The organism is Mesohalobacter halotolerans (assembly GCF_006120725.1).
Classification (GTDB): Bacteria; Bacteroidota; Bacteroidia; order Flavobacteriales; family Flavobacteriaceae; genus Psychroflexus; species Psychroflexus halotolerans.
Genome location: NZ_SWMU01000001.1, coordinates 665459 through 687774, shown reverse-complemented (window position 1 = coordinate 687774; position 22316 = coordinate 665459). Strand labels below are relative to the sequence as shown.

General features: G+C 34.4%; 22 protein-coding genes and 3 tRNA genes. 19 read left to right on the top strand and 6 right to left on the bottom strand.

The window, feature by feature from the left end; genetic code table 11:
• Positions 1-86 precede the first annotated feature (86 nt).
• Together FCN74_RS03250 and rsmI are read left to right on the top strand one after the other, a co-directional pair.
• A complete protein-coding gene (locus FCN74_RS03250; RefSeq protein ID WP_138931148.1) occupies positions 87-947 on the top strand; it encodes a hypothetical protein in 861 nt (286 codons plus the stop codon).
• Positions 944-1615: a 16S rRNA (cytidine(1402)-2'-O)-methyltransferase gene (rsmI, locus tag FCN74_RS03245; RefSeq protein WP_138931147.1), complete on the top strand. Its 672-nt coding sequence runs from the start codon at positions 944-946 to the stop codon at positions 1613-1615. The genes FCN74_RS03250 and rsmI overlap by 4 nt, the downstream gene beginning before the upstream one ends.
• Here rsmI and FCN74_RS03240 read toward each other — a convergent pair.
• The 3 genes from FCN74_RS03240 to FCN74_RS03230 form a co-directional block, all read right to left on the bottom strand.
• Positions 1593-3203, bottom strand: coding sequence for a S41 family peptidase (locus FCN74_RS03240; protein ID WP_138931146.1), 1611 nt, complete (start codon positions 3201-3203; stop codon positions 1593-1595). The genes rsmI and FCN74_RS03240 overlap by 23 nt on opposite strands.
• A 1-nt stretch (position 3204) precedes the next feature.
• Complete coding sequence (locus FCN74_RS03235; RefSeq protein ID WP_138931145.1) at positions 3205-3636, bottom strand: deoxycytidylate deaminase; 432 nt, start codon at positions 3634-3636, stop codon at positions 3205-3207.
• A gap of 88 nt (positions 3637-3724) precedes the next feature.
• A complete protein-coding gene (locus tag FCN74_RS03230; RefSeq protein ID WP_138931144.1) occupies positions 3725-4312 on the bottom strand; it encodes a HupE/UreJ family protein in 588 nt (195 codons plus the stop codon).
• 80 nt (positions 4313-4392) lie between these two features.
• Between FCN74_RS03230 and FCN74_RS03225 the strand changes: the two genes are divergently transcribed.
• The 3 genes from FCN74_RS03225 to FCN74_RS03215 all read left to right on the top strand — a co-directional run bounded on the left by FCN74_RS03225 (position 4393) and on the right by FCN74_RS03215 (position 5342).
• A tRNA-Ala gene (locus tag FCN74_RS03225) sits at positions 4393-4466 on the top strand.
• Positions 4467-4496: 30 nt separating this feature from the next.
• Positions 4497-4706 (top strand): GIY-YIG nuclease family protein, encoded by a 210-nt coding sequence (locus FCN74_RS12390; protein WP_212751755.1) that lies wholly within the window; start codon positions 4497-4499, stop codon positions 4704-4706.
• Between the two features lie 447 nt (positions 4707-5153).
• Positions 5154-5342 carry a hypothetical protein gene (locus FCN74_RS03215; RefSeq protein WP_138931143.1) on the top strand — a complete coding sequence of 63 codons (189 nt, stop codon included), beginning with the start codon at positions 5154-5156 and terminating at the stop codon, positions 5340-5342.
• A gap of 478 nt (positions 5343-5820) precedes the next feature.
• Here FCN74_RS03215 and FCN74_RS03210 read toward each other — a convergent pair.
• From FCN74_RS03210 to FCN74_RS03200, 3 genes are all read right to left on the bottom strand, one after another.
• Positions 5821-5895: transfer RNA gene (locus FCN74_RS03210), tRNA-Val, on the bottom strand.
• A gap of 157 nt (positions 5896-6052) precedes the next feature.
• Positions 6053-6127: transfer RNA gene (locus FCN74_RS03205), tRNA-Val, on the bottom strand.
• A 62-nt stretch (positions 6128-6189) separates the two neighbouring features.
• Entirely contained in the window at positions 6190-8451 is a 2262-nt protein-coding gene (locus FCN74_RS03200; protein ID WP_138931142.1) for an inorganic phosphate transporter, read from the bottom strand.
• A 153-nt stretch (positions 8452-8604) separates the two neighbouring features.
• On the opposite strand from FCN74_RS03200, the gene FCN74_RS03195 reads away from it, so the two are divergent.
• The 14 genes from FCN74_RS03195 (at position 8605) to FCN74_RS03130 (ending at position 22308) form a co-directional block, all read left to right on the top strand.
• Complete coding sequence (locus FCN74_RS03195) at positions 8605-8994, top strand: DUF2721 domain-containing protein (protein WP_138931141.1); 390 nt, start codon at positions 8605-8607, stop codon at positions 8992-8994.
• A gap of 87 nt (positions 8995-9081) precedes the next feature.
• Positions 9082-10287, top strand: a complete 1206-nt coding sequence (hflX, locus tag FCN74_RS03190) for a GTPase HflX (RefSeq protein ID WP_138931140.1) — start codon at positions 9082-9084, stop codon at positions 10285-10287.
• Positions 10288-10404: 117 nt separating this feature from the next.
• On the top strand, positions 10405-10923 hold the full coding sequence (locus tag FCN74_RS03185) for a hypothetical protein (RefSeq protein WP_138931139.1): 519 nt from the start codon (positions 10405-10407) through the stop codon (positions 10921-10923).
• A 22-nt stretch (positions 10924-10945) separates the two neighbouring features.
• Positions 10946-11395: a DUF2147 domain-containing protein gene (locus FCN74_RS03180; RefSeq protein WP_138931138.1), complete on the top strand. Its 450-nt coding sequence runs from the start codon at positions 10946-10948 to the stop codon at positions 11393-11395.
• A 1-nt stretch (position 11396) separates the two neighbouring features.
• Positions 11397-12560: a DUF6268 family outer membrane beta-barrel protein gene (locus FCN74_RS03175; RefSeq protein WP_138931137.1), complete on the top strand. Its 1164-nt coding sequence runs from the start codon at positions 11397-11399 to the stop codon at positions 12558-12560.
• A 185-nt stretch (positions 12561-12745) separates the two neighbouring features.
• Complete coding sequence (locus tag FCN74_RS03170) at positions 12746-14383, top strand: LytTR family transcriptional regulator (protein ID WP_138931136.1); 1638 nt, start codon at positions 12746-12748, stop codon at positions 14381-14383.
• Between the two features lie 165 nt (positions 14384-14548).
• Positions 14549-15088, top strand: a complete 540-nt coding sequence (locus FCN74_RS03165) for a hypothetical protein (RefSeq protein WP_138931135.1) — start codon at positions 14549-14551, stop codon at positions 15086-15088.
• A gap of 355 nt (positions 15089-15443) precedes the next feature.
• On the top strand, positions 15444-18266 hold the full coding sequence (locus FCN74_RS03160; protein WP_138931134.1) for a hypothetical protein: 2823 nt from the start codon (positions 15444-15446) through the stop codon (positions 18264-18266).
• Positions 18267-18272: 6 nt separating this feature from the next.
• Positions 18273-18803: a hypothetical protein gene (locus tag FCN74_RS03155; protein WP_138931133.1), complete on the top strand. Its 531-nt coding sequence runs from the start codon at positions 18273-18275 to the stop codon at positions 18801-18803.
• Positions 18804-18813: 10 nt separating this feature from the next.
• Positions 18814-19302 (top strand): hypothetical protein, encoded by a 489-nt coding sequence (locus FCN74_RS03150; RefSeq protein ID WP_138931132.1) that lies wholly within the window; start codon positions 18814-18816, stop codon positions 19300-19302.
• A gap of 9 nt (positions 19303-19311) precedes the next feature.
• A complete protein-coding gene (locus tag FCN74_RS03145) occupies positions 19312-20268 on the top strand; it encodes a DUF6175 family protein (RefSeq protein ID WP_138931131.1) in 957 nt (318 codons plus the stop codon).
• Positions 20269-20275: 7 nt separating this feature from the next.
• Entirely contained in the window at positions 20276-21247 is a 972-nt protein-coding gene (locus FCN74_RS03140) for a hypothetical protein (protein ID WP_138931130.1), read from the top strand.
• A 31-nt stretch (positions 21248-21278) separates the two neighbouring features.
• Complete coding sequence (locus tag FCN74_RS03135; RefSeq protein WP_138931129.1) at positions 21279-21896, top strand: fibrobacter succinogenes major paralogous domain-containing protein; 618 nt, start codon at positions 21279-21281, stop codon at positions 21894-21896.
• Positions 21897-21915: 19 nt separating this feature from the next.
• On the top strand, positions 21916-22308 hold the full coding sequence (locus FCN74_RS03130; RefSeq protein ID WP_138931128.1) for a hypothetical protein: 393 nt from the start codon (positions 21916-21918) through the stop codon (positions 22306-22308).
• Positions 22309-22316 lie beyond the last annotated feature (8 nt).

Here is a 22316-nt window from a genome sequence, read left to right as displayed (position 1 = left end):
ATGAGGATTACCGAAACAATTTCTTTAATTTTAAATCGTTAAAATTAGTAAAAATAAAGCGTTAATATACAGACAAAGAAACAAAAATGAAGAAAGTCCTAGAAGACGAATTGATGAGCTTAGCCCACAGAATCCTCAAATTAAGGGATAAAGCTGAAATACACGAACTTAAAGAAGAAGCTGCTGTTTTATACGAAAAATTATCTGTACTGTCTTTTGCTGAAAAACATTTTGAAGGTGCCAAACCTACAATAAAAAAACACGATGTCGAAAAAGCCATAGAGCAAGAGTATGAAGATGAAAAAGCAGACCTTAATTACCCCGATGGCACTGAATATAATGAAGATCAAATTTACGAACACAATACAGAAAAAATAAAAGATATTGTGTCGCAAATGCCTTATGAGACTGAACAAGTTGATAAGATGTTTGAAAAACAAAGTCAAGATTCAGATAGCAACACAAAACCAGAGACAAAGCCTTCGTCAACTGAAGACGTTCAAGACTTTGGCGTGCATTTTGACGATTTGCCCAATTTTGAGCCTGCAAAAGATTCCTCTCAAGAAGAGTCTGACAACCCAAATGAAGAAAATACTGAAGTTAAAGAAGATGCTGGAACCCAAAATTCATCAGAAAAGAGAAAAGATGAAGAGAAGCATCCAAAACGCAAAATGGATTTGTTTTCCCAACCTAAAAAATCGCTCAACGACAGTTTAAATAAAGAGTTGAAAATTGGGCTTAATGATAGGTTGACTTTTGTCAATCAGCTCTTTAAAGGCGATACTAAAGCCTACGAAAGTTTTATTGGTCGCATCAACGCTTTGAAAAGTTTTGAAGAAGTGAAGTCGTATCTCAATGAGCAAATTCAAGACAAGTACAGCTATTGGAAAGACAAAGAAGACATTGCTAATAGACTGCTTCATTTGATTGAAAAAAAATTTGAATAATCATGCTTTACTTTGTTCCAACGCCGATAGGCAACCTCAAAGATATGACCTATCGCGGTGTTGAGGTACTTAAAGCAGTAAATCTTATCTTAGCTGAAGATACAAGAGTCAGTGGTAAATTGCTAAAAAATTACGGCATTCAAACGCCGATGATTGCCTATCATCAACACAATGAACATAGCCTTACGGATAAAATTATTGAGCGGCTAAATAATAGTGAAGACATTGCCCTGATCACGGATGCTGGCACACCGGGAATATCAGATCCCGGATTTTTATTGTCGAGGACTTGTGCAGAGCATGGGCTCAAAATGACATGTTTGCCTGGTGCTACAGCTTTTGTACCCGCATTAGTTACAAGTGGTTTACCCAATGACAAATTTGCTTTTGAGGGATTTCTCCCCCCAAAAAAAGGCCGTCAAAAACGACTTAAACTTTTAAAAAATGAAGTGCGAACAATGATATTTTACGAATCGCCCTACAAAGTTCTGAAAACCCTGAAAGATTTCAAATCTACTTTTGGAGGTGAACGCTTAATCAGCATTTCCAGGGAAATCAGTAAGCTATACGAAGAGACCAAACACGGTAGCATTGACGAGCTATTAGATTTGTTCACGACTCAAAACCCCAAGGGTGAGTTTGTCATTATTGTAAAAGGTTTGGGTTAGATAATTGTGATTTAATGTTTAAAGCTTTCATAACCATAACATCCTTTTTTACAATAATTTGATAGGCTAGATTTGTATTGAAAAGTTGTTGAGCTATTGTGGCTTTGAGATAGGTTGTTATAGTAGATTGCGTATATTCATCTTCTTCATATTTGATATCAAAGCTTTGTAAAAAATCATCAAATGCAACTAACATACTTTGGCTGACTTGATAATAAGAGAGAAAATCTTCAACATTTAGACTGTTGTAATAGGATCTGTTTTTCTCAAGTTCAGAGAATATAAATCGATCCAAAATACCAGCTTCAAACATATCGTGTAAATCGGTATTGACATCACCCATTTCCTTTGGAACAAAAACATCGGGAATAATGCCTCCACCGCCATAAACGGTCTTTCCTTTAGGGGTTTTAAAGGTTAAAGAATCAACTACAACAATACTATCTGCAGATTGCAGCTCGCCGTTGGTATAACGACTCATGTAGTCATTAAAATAATCTTCTCTACCATTATTGTAAGACCGTTGAATAGAGCGACCTGTAGGTGTATAATATCGAGCAACTGTAAGTCTCACTGCGCTACCATCACCAAGCGGCATGATGCGTTGGACAAGACCTTTACCAAATGACCGCCGACCTACTATAAGACCGCGATCATTATCTTGAATAGCACCTGCCAAAATTTCACTGGCCGATGCAGATTTCTCATTGATTAAGATGATTACTTTTTTGTTTTCAAATAAACCTTGTGCAGTAGCTAGAGTTTCACTCATGTTGCCACCTCGATCTTTGGTGTAAAGTACAGGTGTGTCATCAGCTAAAAATTCGTCAGCAATATCAACGGCCTCTTTCAGATAACCTCCACCATTGTCTCTAATGTCGACAATAATGCGTTGTGGGTTTTTGGACTCTAAAGTTTTGGCGTAAGCCTTAAACTCATCATAAGTAGTTTTGGCAAACCGATTAATCTTAATGTAAGCCGTGCTAGAATCAATCATAAATCCCGCATCAACACTTTTGAGCGAGACAGAATTTCGCTTTACTTTAAAGCTCAAAAAATTCTCTTGTTTGTCGCGTTTTACTTTTAAATTAACTTCCGTGAGTCGTTCACCCTTTAAAAGTTTTACAATAGAATCTGATGTAATTTCGGGTTGTGATAAATTCAATCCATCTGCGTATAAAATTTTGTCACCAGATTGTAAACCGGCTTTATCGCTTGGTCCATTTGGGATTGTCCGGATTACTGTAAGCGTATCGTTGTTTTTGTAAAAACTGATACCAATTCCGACAAAACTCCCGTTCATACTTTGGTTTTCAGCATCCAATTCAGCTTTGGGCAAATAAGCAGTATGTGGGTCTAAATCTTGTATAATTTGACTTATCGTCAAATCTACAATACTATCGGTGTCAACCTGATCGACATATTTATTTTCAATGAGTTGTATTAAAGTGTTGAGCTTTTGCTTTTGTTTGTAGAGTTTAATTGAGCTTATCGGAGAAGATACATTGAAAAGCGCACCAATATAAATCCCTATCACACAGGCAATGCTGAGCAACACAGGAATATATATTATTTTTACGCGTTTCATATCATTCTTTCACATCAGGTAAATGCACTAATTCAACACCAGCTTTCTTTAAAAAAACAAGACCTGAATTATCTTTATAAGCCTTTTGATAAACCACTCTTATGATTCCCGCTTGGTGAATCAATTTACTGCACTCTCTACAGGGGGATAGTGTAATATATAAAGTTGAACCTCGACTGGATTGGGTAGATGATGCAACTTTTAATATGGCATTAGCCTCGGCATGAAGAACATACCATTTTGTAATGCCGTCTTCATCTTCACAGTTGTTATCAAAACCGCTTGGTGTACCGTTGTAACCATCAGATATAATCATTCTGTCTTTTACAATAATAGCCCCGACTTGCTTGCGTTTGCAATGCGACAACTTGCCCCATTCTCTAGCCATGCGTAAATAGGCACGGTCAAATTTTTCTTGTTTTTTGGGATTCATTTAGGCTTTTATAACAACACAATATACGTTAAATTCAAATTTAAAACATTTAAATGTGTTAAGGTCTTTATCTTTTCTTAAAGGTTTCTCACCAGATCCAAATTTCTCTTAAAATAGGAATACAAAGACCGATAACGATAGAACAACTGATCAGTATCCAGTCTTTTTTAGAAAAACGAAACAGGTTTTGAACTAGAAATCCTAAAATTAACACCGGGACCACAACAAACAGCTGGGCCAATTCTACCCCAAGAGCAAATTCTACTAACATGACCAATTTGTTTTCTGTGCCTTGTGAGACCAAATTAAAATAAGAAGAAAACCCAAAACCGTGAATCAGACCAAAAATTAAAGTTAACGCATAAAGGCCATTAACTTTTTGCTTTGCAATATTCTTATTGGCAAAAATAATATTGTAAATCGCTGTAAATAAAATACTCACTGGAATTAAAAATTCTATTAACCCGCTATCCATTTGAATCACCTCATATGCCGATAAAGTTAGAGAAACTGTATGACCTAACGTAAAAACTGTCACCAGCCAAAACACGCGTTTGCCTTCGCTAAAGGTGTAAGCGGCGACTAAAGCAATCAAGAATAAAATATGATCGTAAGCATTCCAGTCTAAAACGTGAAACAAACCAAGTTTTAAATTGAACCAAAAGTCTGCGAGCATAAGAATAATATTTAATCATGCAAAATATCAATTAATTTGGATTTAAAAATAAAAATAATAGTAAATTTGTCTGCACAAATGGGGGATTAGCTCAGTTGGCTAGAGCACTACGCTGGCAGCGTAGGGGTCATCGGTTCGAATCCGATATTCTCCACTGTTTTTCTGCTGATAGAATCCTTTACAAATTGTAAAATTATCTGGCATTACTTACTACACTTACTTATTAGAATCCCTTTACGATGGGCGATTTTATATCGGTCAAACACAAGATTTGCAAAACAGATTAGCCTATCATAACAAAGGATATTCAAACTATACTAAGAAATTCAGACCTTGGAAAATAATATGGCCAAAAGCTTTTAAGACTAGAAGTGAAGCGTTTAGTTTTGAATAAAAATCAAAAGACTAAAATCAAGGCAAAAAATAATTTATTTTATAAACGAAAACAAAGGTCAGCGGTTTCGATATTATTAAAGATATGACATCTCTACACAACTCAGCAAATCCTAGAATCAAATACATTTTGAGCATAAATATTTCAGTATTTTAACATAATTGTTAAAATATTAAATAGATATATGTAAAATTTTTGTTATCAAATTAACGCTTTTAGGTATTTTTTTTAATTAACTGTATGTCAGTGCTTTACAATTTGCTACAACATTTTATGACAGAATATAAAACCCTGTATTTCAGATAGATAAATAAATATTTAAGGTTAATTTATTGCTTAATTCATTGTCCCTTAGGAAAAAAGAATATATGTTTGCACAATGAGACATAATTAATTTGGTTGAAAAGCTAAGATTAAAACTAATTTTCTAATTTAAAATGAGAACAGATGAATACACCGATGATGTGGGCCAACCCCAATAATTTAGATCTTATAAATGATAAACGAGAAATAGAACGCCTAAAAAACCATAAAATAGATAAGACAGTAAAGCAAAAGAATGCGACTAAAACGAAGTTGATAGATATTTTAAATAAGGCCTTTGCTTTAAGACTGAAGCCTAATTTTGAAATATAAAACATCTTTAAAAAAAGCGTTTAAAATCCCTGTGGTAGTGTCATGGGGATTTATGTTTTATTTTTAACTCCTCTACAAAGGTATTTACAAAATCATCTAGATTGAGAATTGAAGCCTACGCCTACAAATAGAACCACAAAGATTTTGCACATTTTTTATTTGTCCTGTCAAGCTCAAAAAGAACTGGATTAACTCAAGTTGATCCAGAGTTGAAGCCCACTCATGCAAATAGAAATCCAAAACTGCTAGCACAGTTTTTGGCTTTTTTATTTAACACAAGCCTTCAGGCAAGCTTGGGCTTATGAAAACTGGATTAACTCAAGTTGATCCAGAAATGAAGCCCACTCCTGCAAATAGAATCCTAGCCAGCTGCTGCAGGCTTTTGGGATTTTTTATTTTCCATTCGCCTTTAAGCAAGCTTAGGCTCCTGCAAAATAAAAAATCCCAACACCGTGCGGTGTTGGGATTCTGCTTGATGTGGGTCATACTGGATTCGAACCAGTGACTTCTACCCTGTCAAGGTAACACTCTAAACCAGCTGAGTTAATGACCCGGGATAAAAAAACCCAAACATCTGTTCGGGTTTTGTGGGTGCGAAGACCCCGAAGTTTCGGGGGAACCTCTGTCTTCAAAACTCCTCAATACCACAAAATAAATGAACAATATTCCGAGACTTTTTACAAAAAACCCAAACATCTGTTTGGGTTTTGTGGGTGCGAAGGGATTCGAACCCCTGACCTTCTGGGTGTAAACCAGATGCTCTAAACCAACTGAGCTACGCACCCTAAAATGCGGATGCAAATATAAACTAATTTTAAATTATCAAAAACTTTATATCAAGATTAATTTAAAATTCTTCTTTGGCTTCTGAATAGTAGTCGTAAAAGAGGTTTAACATATTAATACACGCCGTGATCATGTCTTTAGTTTCTAAAAGCAAACCAAAATACAATTTGGTATTTTGCTGGCCCATATCTGTCGTACGAATACGCTCGATTTGCTTCTGAATTAGAGCTGAAACTAAGTCTTGAAGTTCTTTTTGCTGTTCAATCAAAAATTCGATATCGTCAAATTCGTTTTTTTGAAATACAATTTTTAAGTGCTCAAAAATAGCAGTTAAATCTCGGCTAATGCTTTTGAGTTCTCGTATTTGATTAAACTTTAGATTCCTGTGGTTATTGTTGACATATTTATGACTCGTTCTTATCATATAAGCCATAGATTGCTCCATATCTTGCAAATAATCTAATGTCAAGATATAAAATTTACTAGCTTCAACTGTATCGTCTTCCAAAGACCGGATGTAATAAAAAATATTGTCTTTCAAGTCATCGATTTCATTTTCTAAATCAGGCAAATCCTTACGAATTTTTTTCAATTTTGATAAATCGTGGTAGCCTAAATTATTAACTAAATCTGTATACCTGACATCAATCCCTTTAATCACAGATACTATATTATGTGAAGATTCTGCCGTAATATCATTGATTGTAATTATATCGCTACGTTTAAAGCGTTTTTTCTGTTTTTGAGATTTGACTCGCTTGGCATGTCTTAATCCACTTCTAATTAAAGAGAACATAACGAAAGCTACAAGGCCTACAATAGCATAAATCTCACCATAATAAATAATAATTGCAACTACTGCTGCAATAGCAAAAGCAATAACAGCAGTTAATAACCAAGACCCTATCACATTAAAAACTCCGGCTACTCTGTAAACTGCACTTTCTCTGCCCCAAGCTTTGTCTCCAAATGAAGTTCCCATGGCTACCATAAAAGTGATATAGGTTGTGGATAAAGGCAGCGTAAAATTTGTAGCAATTGAAATTAAAATACTGGCTAAAACCAAATTTATTGATGCTCTTAGTAAGTCAAAAGCAGGCTTCGTAATGCCTTGTTTGGTCGTTTCTTCATTTCCTTTTTCAAACCGAGAATTTGAAAATGATTGTATAGATTTAGGTAATATGGTTTTTATACCTAAACCAAAATAATAGAAAAGTCTTACAGTTTTCCGCGATAAGAGATTGGCCTTGAAGCGTTCATCACCTTCTCCCTGTCGGCTTAAATTGACTCCGGTTTGCACGACATATTGAGCTTTGCTAGAAAACCATAAGGTCAATACCATTATAAATCCAGCAATAATTAACATATATTCAGGTGTTTCAACTTCTCCCGATAAGGCAGTCATACTAAATTCTGAAGGCAAAACCCCTTGCGTTTGAAAAGCGACAAGCCACAATTCAAAAGATTGCCAGGCTGCAATACTTACACCGATAAAATTGACCAAATCGTTCCCGGCAAAAGCTAAAGCTAAAGCAAATGTACCGAGGACAATAATAAATTTAAATAAATTAAATTTCAAAGCTTGAACCAACCATGAAACAACTGTCCAAGTAAGTAAACTAAAGACTATTATTAATAAAGTATTAGATTTTACTAAAGTGATAAAATTATCATCGATAAATTGGATACTGTTGATGCCTTTTATTAATATGAAATAGGTGATTGCAGAAAGTGAAATACCGCCAAACAAAGCCTTAAGCCAAATCGGTTGTTTGTAATACTCAAAACTAAAAATTAAACGACTGATATATTGAATAATGGCACCTACTACAAAAGCTATCAAGACAGACATTAATATTCCTATACTGATATCTGAAGCTTTATCAACATTGATGTATTCACTTAATGCGATTTCACTTGCTGGGTCGTAATATATTTTTAAAGCTGCAATGCACACCGAAGCTCCTAGCAACTCAAAAACTACCGATACTGTGGTCGATGTAGGGATACCAAATGAATTAAACACATCTAAAAGTAAAATATCTGTAATTAGAACTGCGAGAAAAATGATGATAATTTCATCAAAGAAAAACAACTCCGGCATAAAAATACCTTTTCTTGCCACTTCCATTAATCCACTTGAAAAAATAGCACCCACTAAGACACCTACACCCGCAACTGCTAAAATGGTACGCATCGGAATGGCTTTTGACCCTATTGCAGAATTTAAAAAATTGACCGCATCATTACTTACCCCAACTATAAGATCTGCTATAGCGAGCACAAAAAGTAATATGATTAAAACCGTATAAAAAGTTTCCATAATCAATGATGCAAAAATAATTTGCAAAAATCAACTATCCGATGTTGATAACTTAAAAAAACTTATTATCAAATCGTTAAGACTTGCATTAAAATTATTCCTTTTGGTAAGACTACAATTTTAAGCCTTAACTTTGTAAAAAATATATAGGATATGAATGTTTCTTTAACTACGCCGGCTCTGCTCTTCCCTGCTATTTCGTTATTACTATTAGCCTATACCAACAGATTTTTGACCATTGCAGGTCTGATCAGAAACCTCTATAAAGCCTACAAAGACAACCCTAGTAAAAGCATTAAAGCTCAAATTTCTAATCTCAAAAAGCGAGTCAATCTGATTAGAAATATGCAAATCTTTGGAATTTTATCATTATTTTTATGTGTTTTAAGCATGTTTTTGATTTTTGAAGAATTGCAGCTATATGGAAGCATCATATTTGGAATATCTCTAGTTTTATTAATGATATCGCTTATTTTGTCTATTATAGAAATACAAATCAGTGTCAAAGCCCTCAACATTCAATTAGCGGATATGGAAAAATAATATTTTTTAAACTTACCGATCTGGAACTTTCATACTTGCAATTATCAAAACCACTAATTTACTTACCTTTGTAAGACATATTAATATATGCTTGAACCCAAAAAAACAACATACGAAACCGCTGTCCTCATTGGTATTGTTAACCAATATCAAGATGAAGACAAATCTGACGAATACCTTGATGAACTTGAATTTTTAACCTATACTGCCGGTGGTGAAGTGCTCAAACGATTTCAACAGAAGCTTGACAAACCCAACCCCAAAACCTTTATCGGTTCCGGAAAAATTGAGGAAGTTCGACAGTTTGTGAAAGCCAACGATGTTGGAACGGCTATTTTTGATGACGAACTGTCTCCTGCACAACAAAAAAACATCGAAAAAATACTTAAATGCAAAGTCGTTGACCGGACTTACCTCATCTTAGATATTTTTGCGCAACGTGCAACTACTAGTTATGCCCGTACACAAGTTGAATTGGCACAGTATGAATATCTATTACCTCGTTTGGCCGGCTTATGGACACACCTTGAACGACAGCGCGGCGGTATTGGAATGCGTGGTCCGGGTGAAACCGAAATTGAAACGGACCGCCGTATTGTTCGTGATAAGATTGCTTTACTTAAAAAGAAATTGAAAACGATAGATAAACAAATGGCCGTGCAGCGCGGCAATCGTGGAAGCCTTGTTCGTGTGGCGCTTGTAGGTTATACCAATGTGGGGAAATCGACCTTAATGAACATCATTAGTAAAAGCGATATTTTTGCTGAAAACAAACTTTTTGCTACGCTAGACACTACAGTGCGTAAAGTAGTTATTCGCAATTTACCTTTTTTGCTTTCTGACACCGTGGGGTTTATCAGAAAATTACCGACTCAATTGGTCGAGTCGTTTAAATCGACTTTAGATGAGGTGCGAGAAGCCGATATGCTTCTGCATGTGGTTGATATTTCGCATCCAAATTTTCAGGATCATATTGATTCTGTCAATCAAATTTTAGATGAAATCGATGCACAAGACAAACCCTGTATGATGGTATTTAATAAAATTGATAAATATGAGCCTGAGACAATAGACGAAGACGATTTAATGACAGAAAAAACAGAAAAACATTTCTCTTTAAAAGACTGGAAAAACACCTGGATGAACAAAGTGGGTGATGATGCGATATTTATCTCCGCTATCGAAAAACAAAACATTAAATCTTTTAGAGAAAAGGTCTATAAAAAAGTGAGAGGTATTCATGTGACCCGTTTTCCTTACAATAATTTTTTATATCCGGATATCGAAGAATAAGACTATTTAAAATACTGTGAATCAATTTAAAGACACTTTAAAAGCAAATAATACTCTAAATTTTTAGATTTGTTTAAAAAATAAATTTAAATTTATCACAATAATAAATCATTAATGATGAGAAATTATTTCAAAAATATTTTACTGCTTACCATATTTATTACAGCTATATCCTGTTCAGTTGAAACCGAAACTCATATTGTAAAAACCCCGGTTTTAGAATTAAAAGCAACAGGGCCACTTTTTCAAGGTCCTAATACCGCAACCGTAACTTGGGAATATTCATTAGAAGAGCTTTTTTCTGAAACTGAAAACGAAATCGTTATAGAAAATGCAAGAGTATCGACCATAAAAATTATTCCTCAAAAAAATGTCGAATATCCAAACTTAGGTAAAGTGGTCATGGAAATGAAACCTAAAAATACTAATATGACGCGAGTGGGTTTATTGGAGACTAATTTTGATAATAGTCAAGCCAACAATTTCAATGTTGCAGAAGTTCAAGAAGATTTCAATGAAGCCTTTAAAGACGAAAAGTTAACTTTTGTTGCTGATTTCGATATGTTAGATGAAGAATATTTTGATGACTTGACATTTGATTTAGTAGCTACATTCGAAATACAAACCCGTAAATAATAATCTAAATACAATTTATACTATGAAAACTAAAATTCTTATCATTACCTTTTGCTTGTTTGCCTACATTGGTTTTTCACAAGAAGCCGATGCAATTGTTGGCGTATGGGAACCAAGTAATGGAAAAGTCTATGTCAAAATTGATAAAATTGACGATAAATATTACGGCAAAATTGTTTGGTTAAGGGAACCTAAAGATCCTGAGACAGGCGAGCCTAAAACCGATATAAACAATCCTGATGAGAGCATGCGTGATGTTCCGTTACGAGGCTACAGAATGCTTAAAGATTTTGAATACAAGGGTGACGGCGTTTGGGAAAACGGCACCATTTACGACCCACAAAATGGAACCACTTATGATTGTGTGATCAATCTTAAAGATGAGAATACACTCGATATCCGAGGTTATGTCGGTTTAAAGACTTTTGGGCGAACAGATACCTGGAAAAGATTACAAAAGAAAAAAAATTAAGATGAGAACTCCATCATGTTTAATATTAGTATTGGTACTTCTAGGAAGCTTTCAATACAATTTCGCACAAGTTGAAGATGAAAAAGAAGAGGAAGAAGAGGATTACAGTATTTATGATGATTTTGAAGCTGTTGATGACACACCTGTAAAGCGTTATGCAAAGCCTACAATCTTAGGAATGAGCCCACAGAAATTTATAAGTGTAGGGTTTGATGCGCAGATGCCTTACAAATATGAATTTTCAGATGTTCGTTTCCCACAGACCAACCCAAATAGCGGTTATGATGTAGAAGAGGAAAACCCAACTATAAATGAAACTGGAAGAGCAAAGTTTACTGGTGGTTTTCGGTTTGGGTCTAATATCCCTATTATATCAAAAAGTAGTTTTGTGTGGCAGTCCGGTATCAATTATAAGGATACCAGTTACAATATATCAGAAAGTCTCAACTCACCACGACAACCTGTGACCTTACCCGATGGTTCCGAAGCCAGAAGCCTGGGTCAAATATTGAATGAAGATGGATTAAGAAATCTCAATTGGACTAATACTGTCTTTTTTCCATTAAACGAAACAGAATTTATAGTTTTTCAAGGTCAAATGGATTTAAGCGGCAACTATGATTTTGACGACTTACAGCCCTTAAACACAATTCGGTATAGTGCCGCAGCTGTTTACGGACGTCGTGTAAATGACTATTATAGATGGGGAATTGGCCTTGCCAGAACTTATAGAGTTGGCGCATTGAATTATGTTCCTGTAATTATGTACGACTGGAGCTCAAAAAACAGAAAATGGGGAACTGAAATACTCTTCCCGGCCAGAGCGTATGTGCGTTATAATATCAATAAAAATTCTTTGTTACTGGCTGGCTTCGATTTAGAGGGTCAAAGTTACAGGATAGAAGATTATTCTGTAGATGGTAATTCTTTTGAAATAAGAAGAGGAGAAGTCAGACCAAAAATAGAGTATCAAATGAAACTTATGGGCTATTTTTGGCTAAGTCTTCAAGCCGGTTACCGCTGGAATTGGTCTTACGATGCAGATCAATTGGATGGCAACAATGATTTCTTTAGAGGCTTTTTTGGAGACCAGCAGTTTGCTATGGTCAACAACCTTGATAATCCATTTTTCTTTAATGTCAGTATCAACTTTGTGAGTCCTTAAATAAGGAATAACTATTTCAACCTATCGTATTTTAAAAATTAAGTGATTTTTTAATTTTTTATGGAAGTTTTAATTACGCGTTAGTCTATTAATAATTCAATACTGTTTTTGTGCTGAAAAAAATATTGTTTTTAAAAATTATTATCTTTTTAGTTTGTGGTTTCCAATCGATTGCCCAAAACAATTTGAAACAAATAAACCATTATAAACAACGCTGTCAGAAAAATTCTAACAATGCTGACAGTCTTTTTTATTATTCTAGACTTTTACTAAAAATAAATGATTCCACAGCGCAATATGAAGGCTACTTTGCAAAAGCTTATGCCTTTAGAAACAATATGGAAATTGACAGCGCTCTCGTCAATTTTCAAAAGGCTATAGAATTTGCAAATCAAACAAATCTAAAATCAAGAGCGATAAGAATGTCTTTGATTACTGCGGTTAACGCAGGAAAAAACGATATGGGGCTAGACTATGCTGAACAAATGTTTGAATTGGCAAATAAAAATAACGACAGTTTATTATTGGCTCACGCTTTCAATCAAAGAGGTATAATTTATAAGGAAAAAGGAAATTTAGAACTTGCTATTGATGATTATATTGAAGCCAGTCGTTTATACGAGTCTTTAAAAAATCCTGGATTAGTCAATACCTACACAAATGTTGCTGTTGCCTACGATATTCTCGGTCAAGATACAGTTTCTCTTAAGTGGTTTCAAAAAGCCTACAAAGATGCCCAAATTCACCAAATTGATCGGCTAAAAATTAGAGCGACAAATAATCTTGCTAACCATTATAAAACATTAAAACAGTACGATTCTAGTCAAGTTTACTATAACCAATTATTGTTGAGAGAAAACAAACTCAATACATTTTATAAAACTTTACTTTACCAAAGTTTATCAGAGCTTTCAATACATAATAAAGACTTTAATCAAGCTAGAAAATACCTCAACCTAGCAAAACCCTTGATTATTAACGGAACCAATATTGAAAGAAAAATTCAAATCTATAGTGTGGCTTCAAAACTAGACAATGCTATAAAACAATATGATGAGAGTTTGGTGCATATTGACTCTGCTATTTTTCTAGCGCAACAATTTAAACTTCCCAATCGCTTATTTCCATTATATTTACGTAAAGCAGAGATCCTTAAATCCCTTGAAAAGTATCGTCCTGCTACAAAATATTATGAACGCTATACTACACTAAGAGACAGCCTTCAGAATGTACAAGAAATTAAAGTTATCCAAGAAACTATTACAAAATATCAACTGGATAGTAGAGAACAGGAAATGAAAGCTTTTATAGAAAGCAAACAACGCCTAGAAAGTGATCTTATCATAATCAGTGTCATTTCAATTGTTTTATTATTAGGGGCTTTTGTTTTTTATTGGCGTTACAGAGTAACAAAATCAAAGCATAAAGCCGCAAAAAAACTTGTTAAAACCAACACTACTCAACTTGAAAAACTTCAAAAGCAGCTTGAATCTCAAAATGTTCATACAAAAATTAAACTTAAGAACAATCATTTTATAGACACCAAAGACTTATTATATGTCGAGAGCGATGGGCATTATTTAAGATATCACATTGAAAATCGTCAAACACCCATTGTAGAGCGACAAAAATTAAATACAATATTAGAAAAGTTACAGGACTACGGTTTTATAAGGGTGCATCGGTCGTATATTATCAATACGCAAAAGGTAAAGGCCGTAAAATCAGACCGCATTGTATTAAAAAAGACCTTAGAAGTTCCCTTTTCTAGGACTTATAAGCAAAAGCTTAAAAAAATAAAACATCCTATTGTTTCAAGCTAGCCTCATCAATGTCTTAACCTTATTTCAGATAAGTACTTTTAAATTTTAAGTTCGCAAAATTTTGTCATTCATGACATTTTTAAAGCAACTCAAGACATTTATTTCTAAACAAGCCGCTTAATCTCTATGTTTGACCCCAATCTTAACATTTAAAATTCTTTTATTATGAAAAATCAAAAAGTTAAATTCAGTCAAACAGTGTTTAAACTTGGAGTTCTAGTGTTGCTTTTCTTTATCTTATCATGTAGTGATGATGATAGTAGTACAAACAATACCTCTTCTGTGGAAGTTCCTGACGGAGTACCTTCCGGTGTAATTGTACCAGCAGATGAACGAACTCTTGCGCTCACTGGATTTGACCAACTTTCAGGTGAACAAAGAGTCGATATTCAAAAACGATGGAATTATAATTACGGTGAAATCAACTCAGATGATTGTCCAGAGCAAAGTAGTACTTTATCAGGAGACTATTATGTAGCCTTTACACCTTCTGGCGTCATAGAATATACTGACGAGGGTGGCAATCAAATAAGCTCATCAAGAGAATGGGAATTTAATGGTGACAAAACTGGTGTTGTTATTCAAGGTGTTGTCTTCTATTTTTCTGAACTTAATAATAATGGTCTTAAATGGTGGTCAGAACAAAGTTCAGGTGGATGTACAACAACTACATTTGAAGTAATGCATGAACCAATATTCGACTAGTATTCTTTACACCTTATCCAAACAACCCAACCATTCTCGGTTGGGTTGTTGTTTTACAAGATTCATAGACCTTGACATAAACTAGAACTAAGTATAAATTATCCTTTAAATGATTTAAATTTTGTATTAAAAATAAATGACAAAATTTAATCATTTTCAATTAAAACTATCTTAATTCCTAAATCCACACTTTGGATTTAAGACGCAAAAATCCTTCTAGTAATTCAACCAAATTAAGTAAACAAAAGTGATAATGTTAGTCACGTCGTTTTTTATACCACTTGTGACAAAACACGACAACACTGGCATTAACAAATATTTTAACATATATATTTGACTATCTAAAACGTCTACAATGAAAGTATTAATTAACCAATCTATTCTTTTATTTTTTATTTTATTTACATTAATTAATTATTCCCAAGAAGTCTCTACAGTTTATATCGCAAGAAATAATGGATTTGCAGGATCGGGAGCACCAGCTCACATGTTTGCCGATTATGAATATCTCGGTAAATTAAAAAACAAAAATTATATCATTTATAAGACCAATAAAGCAAAGCTTAAAATAGGACTGATGTCAAATTTTGGCTTAAAAAGATCAATTGAAGTAAACTTAAATCCAGGCTACCCAACTTACGTCAATGTCAATTTATCTAAAGTATATGTATTAAAAAGCGTCAATAATGATGAAAAATTAAAGCGAAAGGTTATTAAAAGGGTTAATTCTGAAGAACTTTTAAATGTAACTTTAGACGAAAAAAGAGAAAATTTATCAAAATATAGAAAACGATTATCTAAAGTATATGAAGAAGACCTTGCACTATCGGATGATGAAATAATAAATCAAATTATCGCTCATAATGATAACGTAAAAGCATTACTTAATAATACCTCCGGAAATAGCCTAGCGGAAAATACAGGACAGAAAAATGAAAGAGAAAAACTTGAGGATGCGATTGATATGGCAATTGCTAAAGAGAAAGTGCTTCAAAAGGAAAATTCTACAGCATCTATCACAAGTGATAAAGTAGAACAAAACACAATAGATAGCATTAGCGTCTCAGAAATCTACAACAATTACCTCGCTTACATTGACCCAAACAATCAAATTACTAGCATACAAAGCATCACAAAAATTGAGTCCTCTGCCACATTAACCATTGCCAATGGTTCTGAAATGAAAAACAATTTTGTGAATTTAAATTTAAGAACCAGAGAAGGAAAAGTTGTCGGAATTATGAAAATGCCGAGTATGAACTCAAAAACGGTATTTGATGGCACAGGTGGTTACACAGAATTAAACAACGGTTACAAAACAAAACTCACACCCCAAGTTATAAAGACTTTCAAGAAAAATAGCCAGTTTTATTTTACGGAGCAAAAGGCTCCTGAAAATTCAGAAGTCAGCGTAAAGAAATTTGAAAACAACGAAGTTTATAGTGTAAAATATAGCCTTATTCAAAACGGTCAACCTACAACAATAGAAGACTATTACGACACACAAACCTTTGCCAAGGTAGCCTCTAAAAATGCATCTACAGTTAATGGTTTTAAAACTTCATCCATCACTTTATTTAAAAACTATAAAGACTTTAATGGTATTAAAAGACCAACCTTAATTACATCACAAATATCCAATAAAGGCACAAATGTAGACACCAAAATAAATTCTCAATCTACTGTTGACTATAGTTTCAATGAATCATTTGAAAAGTATGCAAACCAACCCCTCGATGATGTAGCTGGCAATCTTGCTGCTATTCCAACCACTAGTATTGATGCCGGTAGCCCTATAGGTCAAACCAATTCTTCAGCATCAAGCTCACCCGTAATTACAGCTGAGACAGAAGATGATTTGATAAACTCAGAGGCTTTCAAAAACCTAAACAAACGAGAACAAGCCTATCAACTTATGCTTGTAAAACAAAAAGAAGCGGGCTCATCTTCTACTTCAGGATTTTCTACAAATACAGCACCTACCGTAGAGTCTACTGGTGAGAGAGAACGCATAAGTAAAATGGATGCCGCCAATGCTGGAAAACTTAAATACAGAAGAAGTTCACTCTACACTTTAATGGTCGACGACAATACAAGAGAATACTACAATGTCATTAAAGATGCTTTTGGGAACACAGAGTTGTCTGAAAAGTTTAATAACCATAATATAGGACCTTATTTAATTCCAGCTCACGGTATGAGCGGAGAAAAAGATCAAACGCTATTGATAGAAGATTATCTCAATGCCAATGGTGTGGCTAGAAATTTGGTTGCACGCTGGTTTAATAGAGATGAAAATGGGCACTTTGATATGAATCTTATTGCAAAGCGTGGTCAATACAATGCCTCAGAGATAGACCTTAAAGTCGCTCAATCTTCTATGAGAGGTAAAGCACTTTTATCAGATGCAGGCAGAGAACTCATTCGAAATACTTTTGTGATTGTTTATGACTACAAATACACCAACAAGCAAAAGCAAGCCAAAAAAAGAAAAGGTATACTCAATGCAGTAACCACAGTAGCATCTTTTGTCCCAGGGGGCGAAGACGTCGCAAATATATCTACCCTTGCTACTGCAGCTTCAGATGTTGTTGGGAAAGGCTACTTTGTTAGAACAACAAGTTACCTGTATCGCTTAGTTTGGAACGATGAGATTGCTAAAGAATTTTATGACAATTTATGGATAGATGAAAATAGTGATGACAAAAGCAAAAAAGAGGCTTTTGAAAATTCTAATCTATTTAAACTGGAATATGTGGGAAGTGAAATTTCTAGAAACAATTTGCAATCTACCATTTTCTCTTCAAAATCAAATGAGCAACTCATTGATATTGCAACCACTAAGGCCGTTGATAAAAATATAGGAAAATTACAACGGAGCTATGAGCAATTTAGAGTGAAAACCCCTTTGCTTTCTGCAGAGCCAATCGCAGCTAAAATTGGCTTAAAAGAAGGCCTAGAAAAAGGAGATAAATTTGAAGTTCTAGAACAAGTTTTAAATGAAGATGGTACAACAGAATATGAACGTGTTACCACAATTAAGGTAGATAAAAACCACATCTGGGATAACACCTACTTAGCGGATGAAGCTGGCGCAGAAACCAGTAAACCCTACACAATTTTCAAAGGGAGAAATAATAAGGTTGCACCGGGAATGCTTATTAGACAACTTAAATAACATATTATGAAACACTCAGTTTTAAAAACTTCATTGTTAACCGTATTTTTAATTTTATCAGCAAACGTCGATGCTCAAAGAAGAGCTAAGAAAAAAGCTGATGAGGATACTAAAAATTGGAGATACGAGATACAATGCCTCAATGTAGCTTCTGAAGGCTCATACATTGTCAAAATATTTTCGTATTCCAAAAAGAAAAATGTCGCTGTCGAACAGTCAAAAAAAAATGCGGTGCATGCTGTCATTTTTAGAGGCATTCCACAAAATGAAGTCGGTTGTGTGAGACAGCCGCCTTTGGCTAGACACCCTAACCTGCAAGAAAAAAACCGAGATTTTTTCAATAATTTTTTCTCTGAAAATGGAGATTATAAAAAATTTGTAACGCTGACAACAGACGGTGCTATTGCGCCTGGCGACCGACTTAAAGTAGGTAGAAGAGAATATAAAATTGGCTTAATTGTCTCCGTAGATGTTGCTGGTTTAAGAAAAGAACTCGAAGCAGCAGGTATCATCAAAAGTTTATCCTCTGGATTTTAAATATTTCAATATGAAAAAATTAGTTTTTCTAAAAATAGTAGTGTTAGCAGTCCTATGTATTGCTTGTAAATCTAAAATAGAAACCGTATCAGGATATTATGATTATGAAACTGAATGTGTTTCGGTAGATCGAAATGGTATTCAAACTGTAAAAGCTTGGGGTATTGGCTTGAACGAAAAAGAAGCTATCCTCAACGCCAGACGAAGAGCCGTAGACGATATTCTGTTTAAAGGTATACGAGGTGGAAATTCATCTTGCGAGATTAGACCTATTATCTTAAACCCTAATAAAAGAAGAGATAATATTAATTATTTCAATCGATTTTATGCACCTAAAGGCCTATTTGAACAATACGCAGGACTACCTGACGAAAATTGGTTGAGACGAAAACTCAAAACCAATAAAAAAAACGATGGAAAATTAGCCTATGAGATCATTATAGAAGTTGATGTTATGGGGCTTCGAGAGCAAATGAAAAGAGATAATTTAATTCAATAATCACAAATTATGAATAAACTTTATGTAATAGCATTAATATTTCCTTGGTTGATGTTTTCTCAGGCCAAGAAACCCACTTTAATGGTTGTTCCTAGTGACAATTGGTGTATCACTAATGGTTATACGCTAGAATTTGACAATCAAGGTATCAAAGAAGTTATACCGGATTATAAAAGAGCCTTTCAAGAAAGTTCAGACTTACTTTTGGTTGTGAGTAAGATTAATGGAATGATGGCCGATAGAGGTTTCCCATTAAAAAACATGGAGTCTGAAATAAAAAGTATTTCTCAGGTTAGTGCACTAGATGCCATGCGCAGTTCAAAATCTACTGGTGCCGAAGTTGCCGAAAGTCCTGTCGATCAGCTACTCAATCAAGCCAAAGCAGACATTATTATTCAAATGACTTGGTCGGTCAACAAATCTGGCCCTAATCGATCAATTACATTTAACCTTCAAGGCATTGATGCTTATTCAAACAAGCAAATTGCTACGGCAGCAGGAACAGGTGCACCATCATTTTCTGTTGAACTTCCTGTATTATTAGAAGAAGCCGTGGTTTCTTATATGGGACCATTTACAAGCCGATTGCAGACGCATTTTGACGATTTGTTTGAAAATGGTCGAGAAGTTAGTATTACAGTAAAACGGTGGGACGACTGGGATGGCGACTTAGAAAGTTACTACGGTCCCGAGCAAGAAGAACTCGGGTTTCTCATAGAAGATTGGGTGGCAGAAAATTCAGTCAATGGTCGCTTTAATACCAAAGATGCCACGGAAAATATGATTGTATTTGAGCAAGTAAGAATCCCTTTATATTTTGAAAGAAGAGGCCGTCAACGCGCTATGGATACTAGGCGATTTGCTTCCATGTTAAGCCGTTTTTTAAGAGATTCTCCATTTAATATAGAAAATAAAATCACCACTAGAGGTTTAGGCGAGGCGACTATATATCTAGGCAGTAAATAATATAACGATGAAAAACATACTCATAATACTGGTCATTTGTGTTTTAGGTTTTAGTGTTTCTAAAGCTCAAAACAATCTAGAAAAAATTGATGATTTAGGACGTATTGCAATTGTACCTTACGTCGCCAATCAAGTTGAAAATATACCACTTTCAGCAAAGAATAACCTGCAAAGCAAAATGGCTCAAATACTTACAGCCAATGGTATTGCAGGCTCCACAAATTATAATTCAAGATTTATTATTACACCAAATGTCTCCGTGCTTTCAAAAGATGTCGTTGCGGGGGCGCCACCAAAGGTTGCTTTAGTCTTAGAAGTGGCTTTCTATATAGGTGATGGCGTAAGTGGAACTAAGTTTGGCAGCACTGCCATTACTGTAAAAGGTGTTGGTCGTAACGAAAACAAAGCTTATTTATCAGCCTTTAAAAATATCAGCTCCAGTAATTCCCAAATTAAAAACTTAGTGGACAAAGCTAAAGAACAAATTTTGGCCTACTACAACGATGGTTGCGACTTTATTATTAAAGAAGCTGAAAGCCTTACGAAACAAAATAAATTTGATGAGGCTTTATTTTCTTTAACTTCTGTTCCTTTCGTTTCCAAAGAATGTTTTAACAAGGCTCAAGATATGGCAGCCGATGTGTATAAACAAAAAATCAATAGAGACTGTGATATTTTGCTCAATATGGCCAATAATGCCTGGAATAGTGGTCAAAATTACGAAGCTGCTAAAAAAGCCGGATTTTATCTCAATCAAATCGAGCCCGATTCTAAGTGCTATTCTAAAGTAAAAGGAATTGCCAATACTATTCAAAAAGGCGTTAAGAAAAATACAGACAGAGAATGGAATTTCATTGAAAACCAACAAAAATTTAGCGCTGAAGTTGAAAAAAACCGTTTGCTAATTTCTAAAGAAATTGCTTTAGCCTATGCTAATAATCAACCGGAAACCATTTATAATATCAAAGGATGGTGGTAAAAAATACCGTACTCTAAATTAAACCGTATATATGAAAACAATTTTAATCTCTTTTTTTATCATAATTTTTGGAGCTCACGAATTTTGTAATTCTCAAAATTCTGTTACCATAGGTTCTCAAGAATGGTCAATGAATTTAAATATCAAACAATTTAGAAACGGAGATCCTATACCACGAGCAAAAACCGCAGCTGAATGGAAAAAAGCTGCTGAAAATAAAGAACCAGCTTGGTGCTACTATAATAATGACCCATCAACATCAGATAAGCATGGGTTGTTATACAATTGGTTTGCTGTAAACGATGATCGAGGTCTTGCACCAGAAGGTTGGAAGGTAGCTTCAAAACAAGACTGGGAAACTTTATTAGGAAATTATCCAAAACATAATCATGCTTATCCGTTAAAAACAAAGGAAGGTTGGAAAGGAGGCTTTTACGGAAGTAATTCTTCAAACTTTTCTGCTTATCCGGTTGGAATTCGAGGCGTTCCCAATTTTTTTCATCAAGGTAAAATGGTCATTTATTGGACAAGCACTGAGCTCACTGATGAAGATGCTTTTGGGGTAACTTTCGACGCATCTCAAAAAAACACCACAAGATCTCCTCAATATAAGACTATGGGACTTTCAGTGAGATGTGTAAAAAATTGACTATAAAAAAACTTAACCTATGAAGTATTTTAAATTTATTCTATTTATTTTAATTGCATCAACACCAATTCTAAATATTCAAGCTCAAAAAATCGTTGAATTTAGCCAGTATAAAATTGTTGAAAATGAATATGGCAATAAATATCTTGAGATACAACCTCACTCAAGGGTAAGTCCATCAGATCCAAAGTATAATAGAAATACTGGTGTTTATGGTGTATTAATCTGTTACGAGGTCAATGGCAAACAAAAAGCTGCTCGACAAGATATGACCTACAAGCTCGCTAATAAAGGAAAATATTCATTTTATTTATGTGGCTCCTCATCACGACTCGGCAATGTGAGCGTAGAATATTTTAATCTCAAAGATTTACCAAAAAATCAGTGGCCTGAAAAAAGTAAATGTTTTTAATAAGTCAA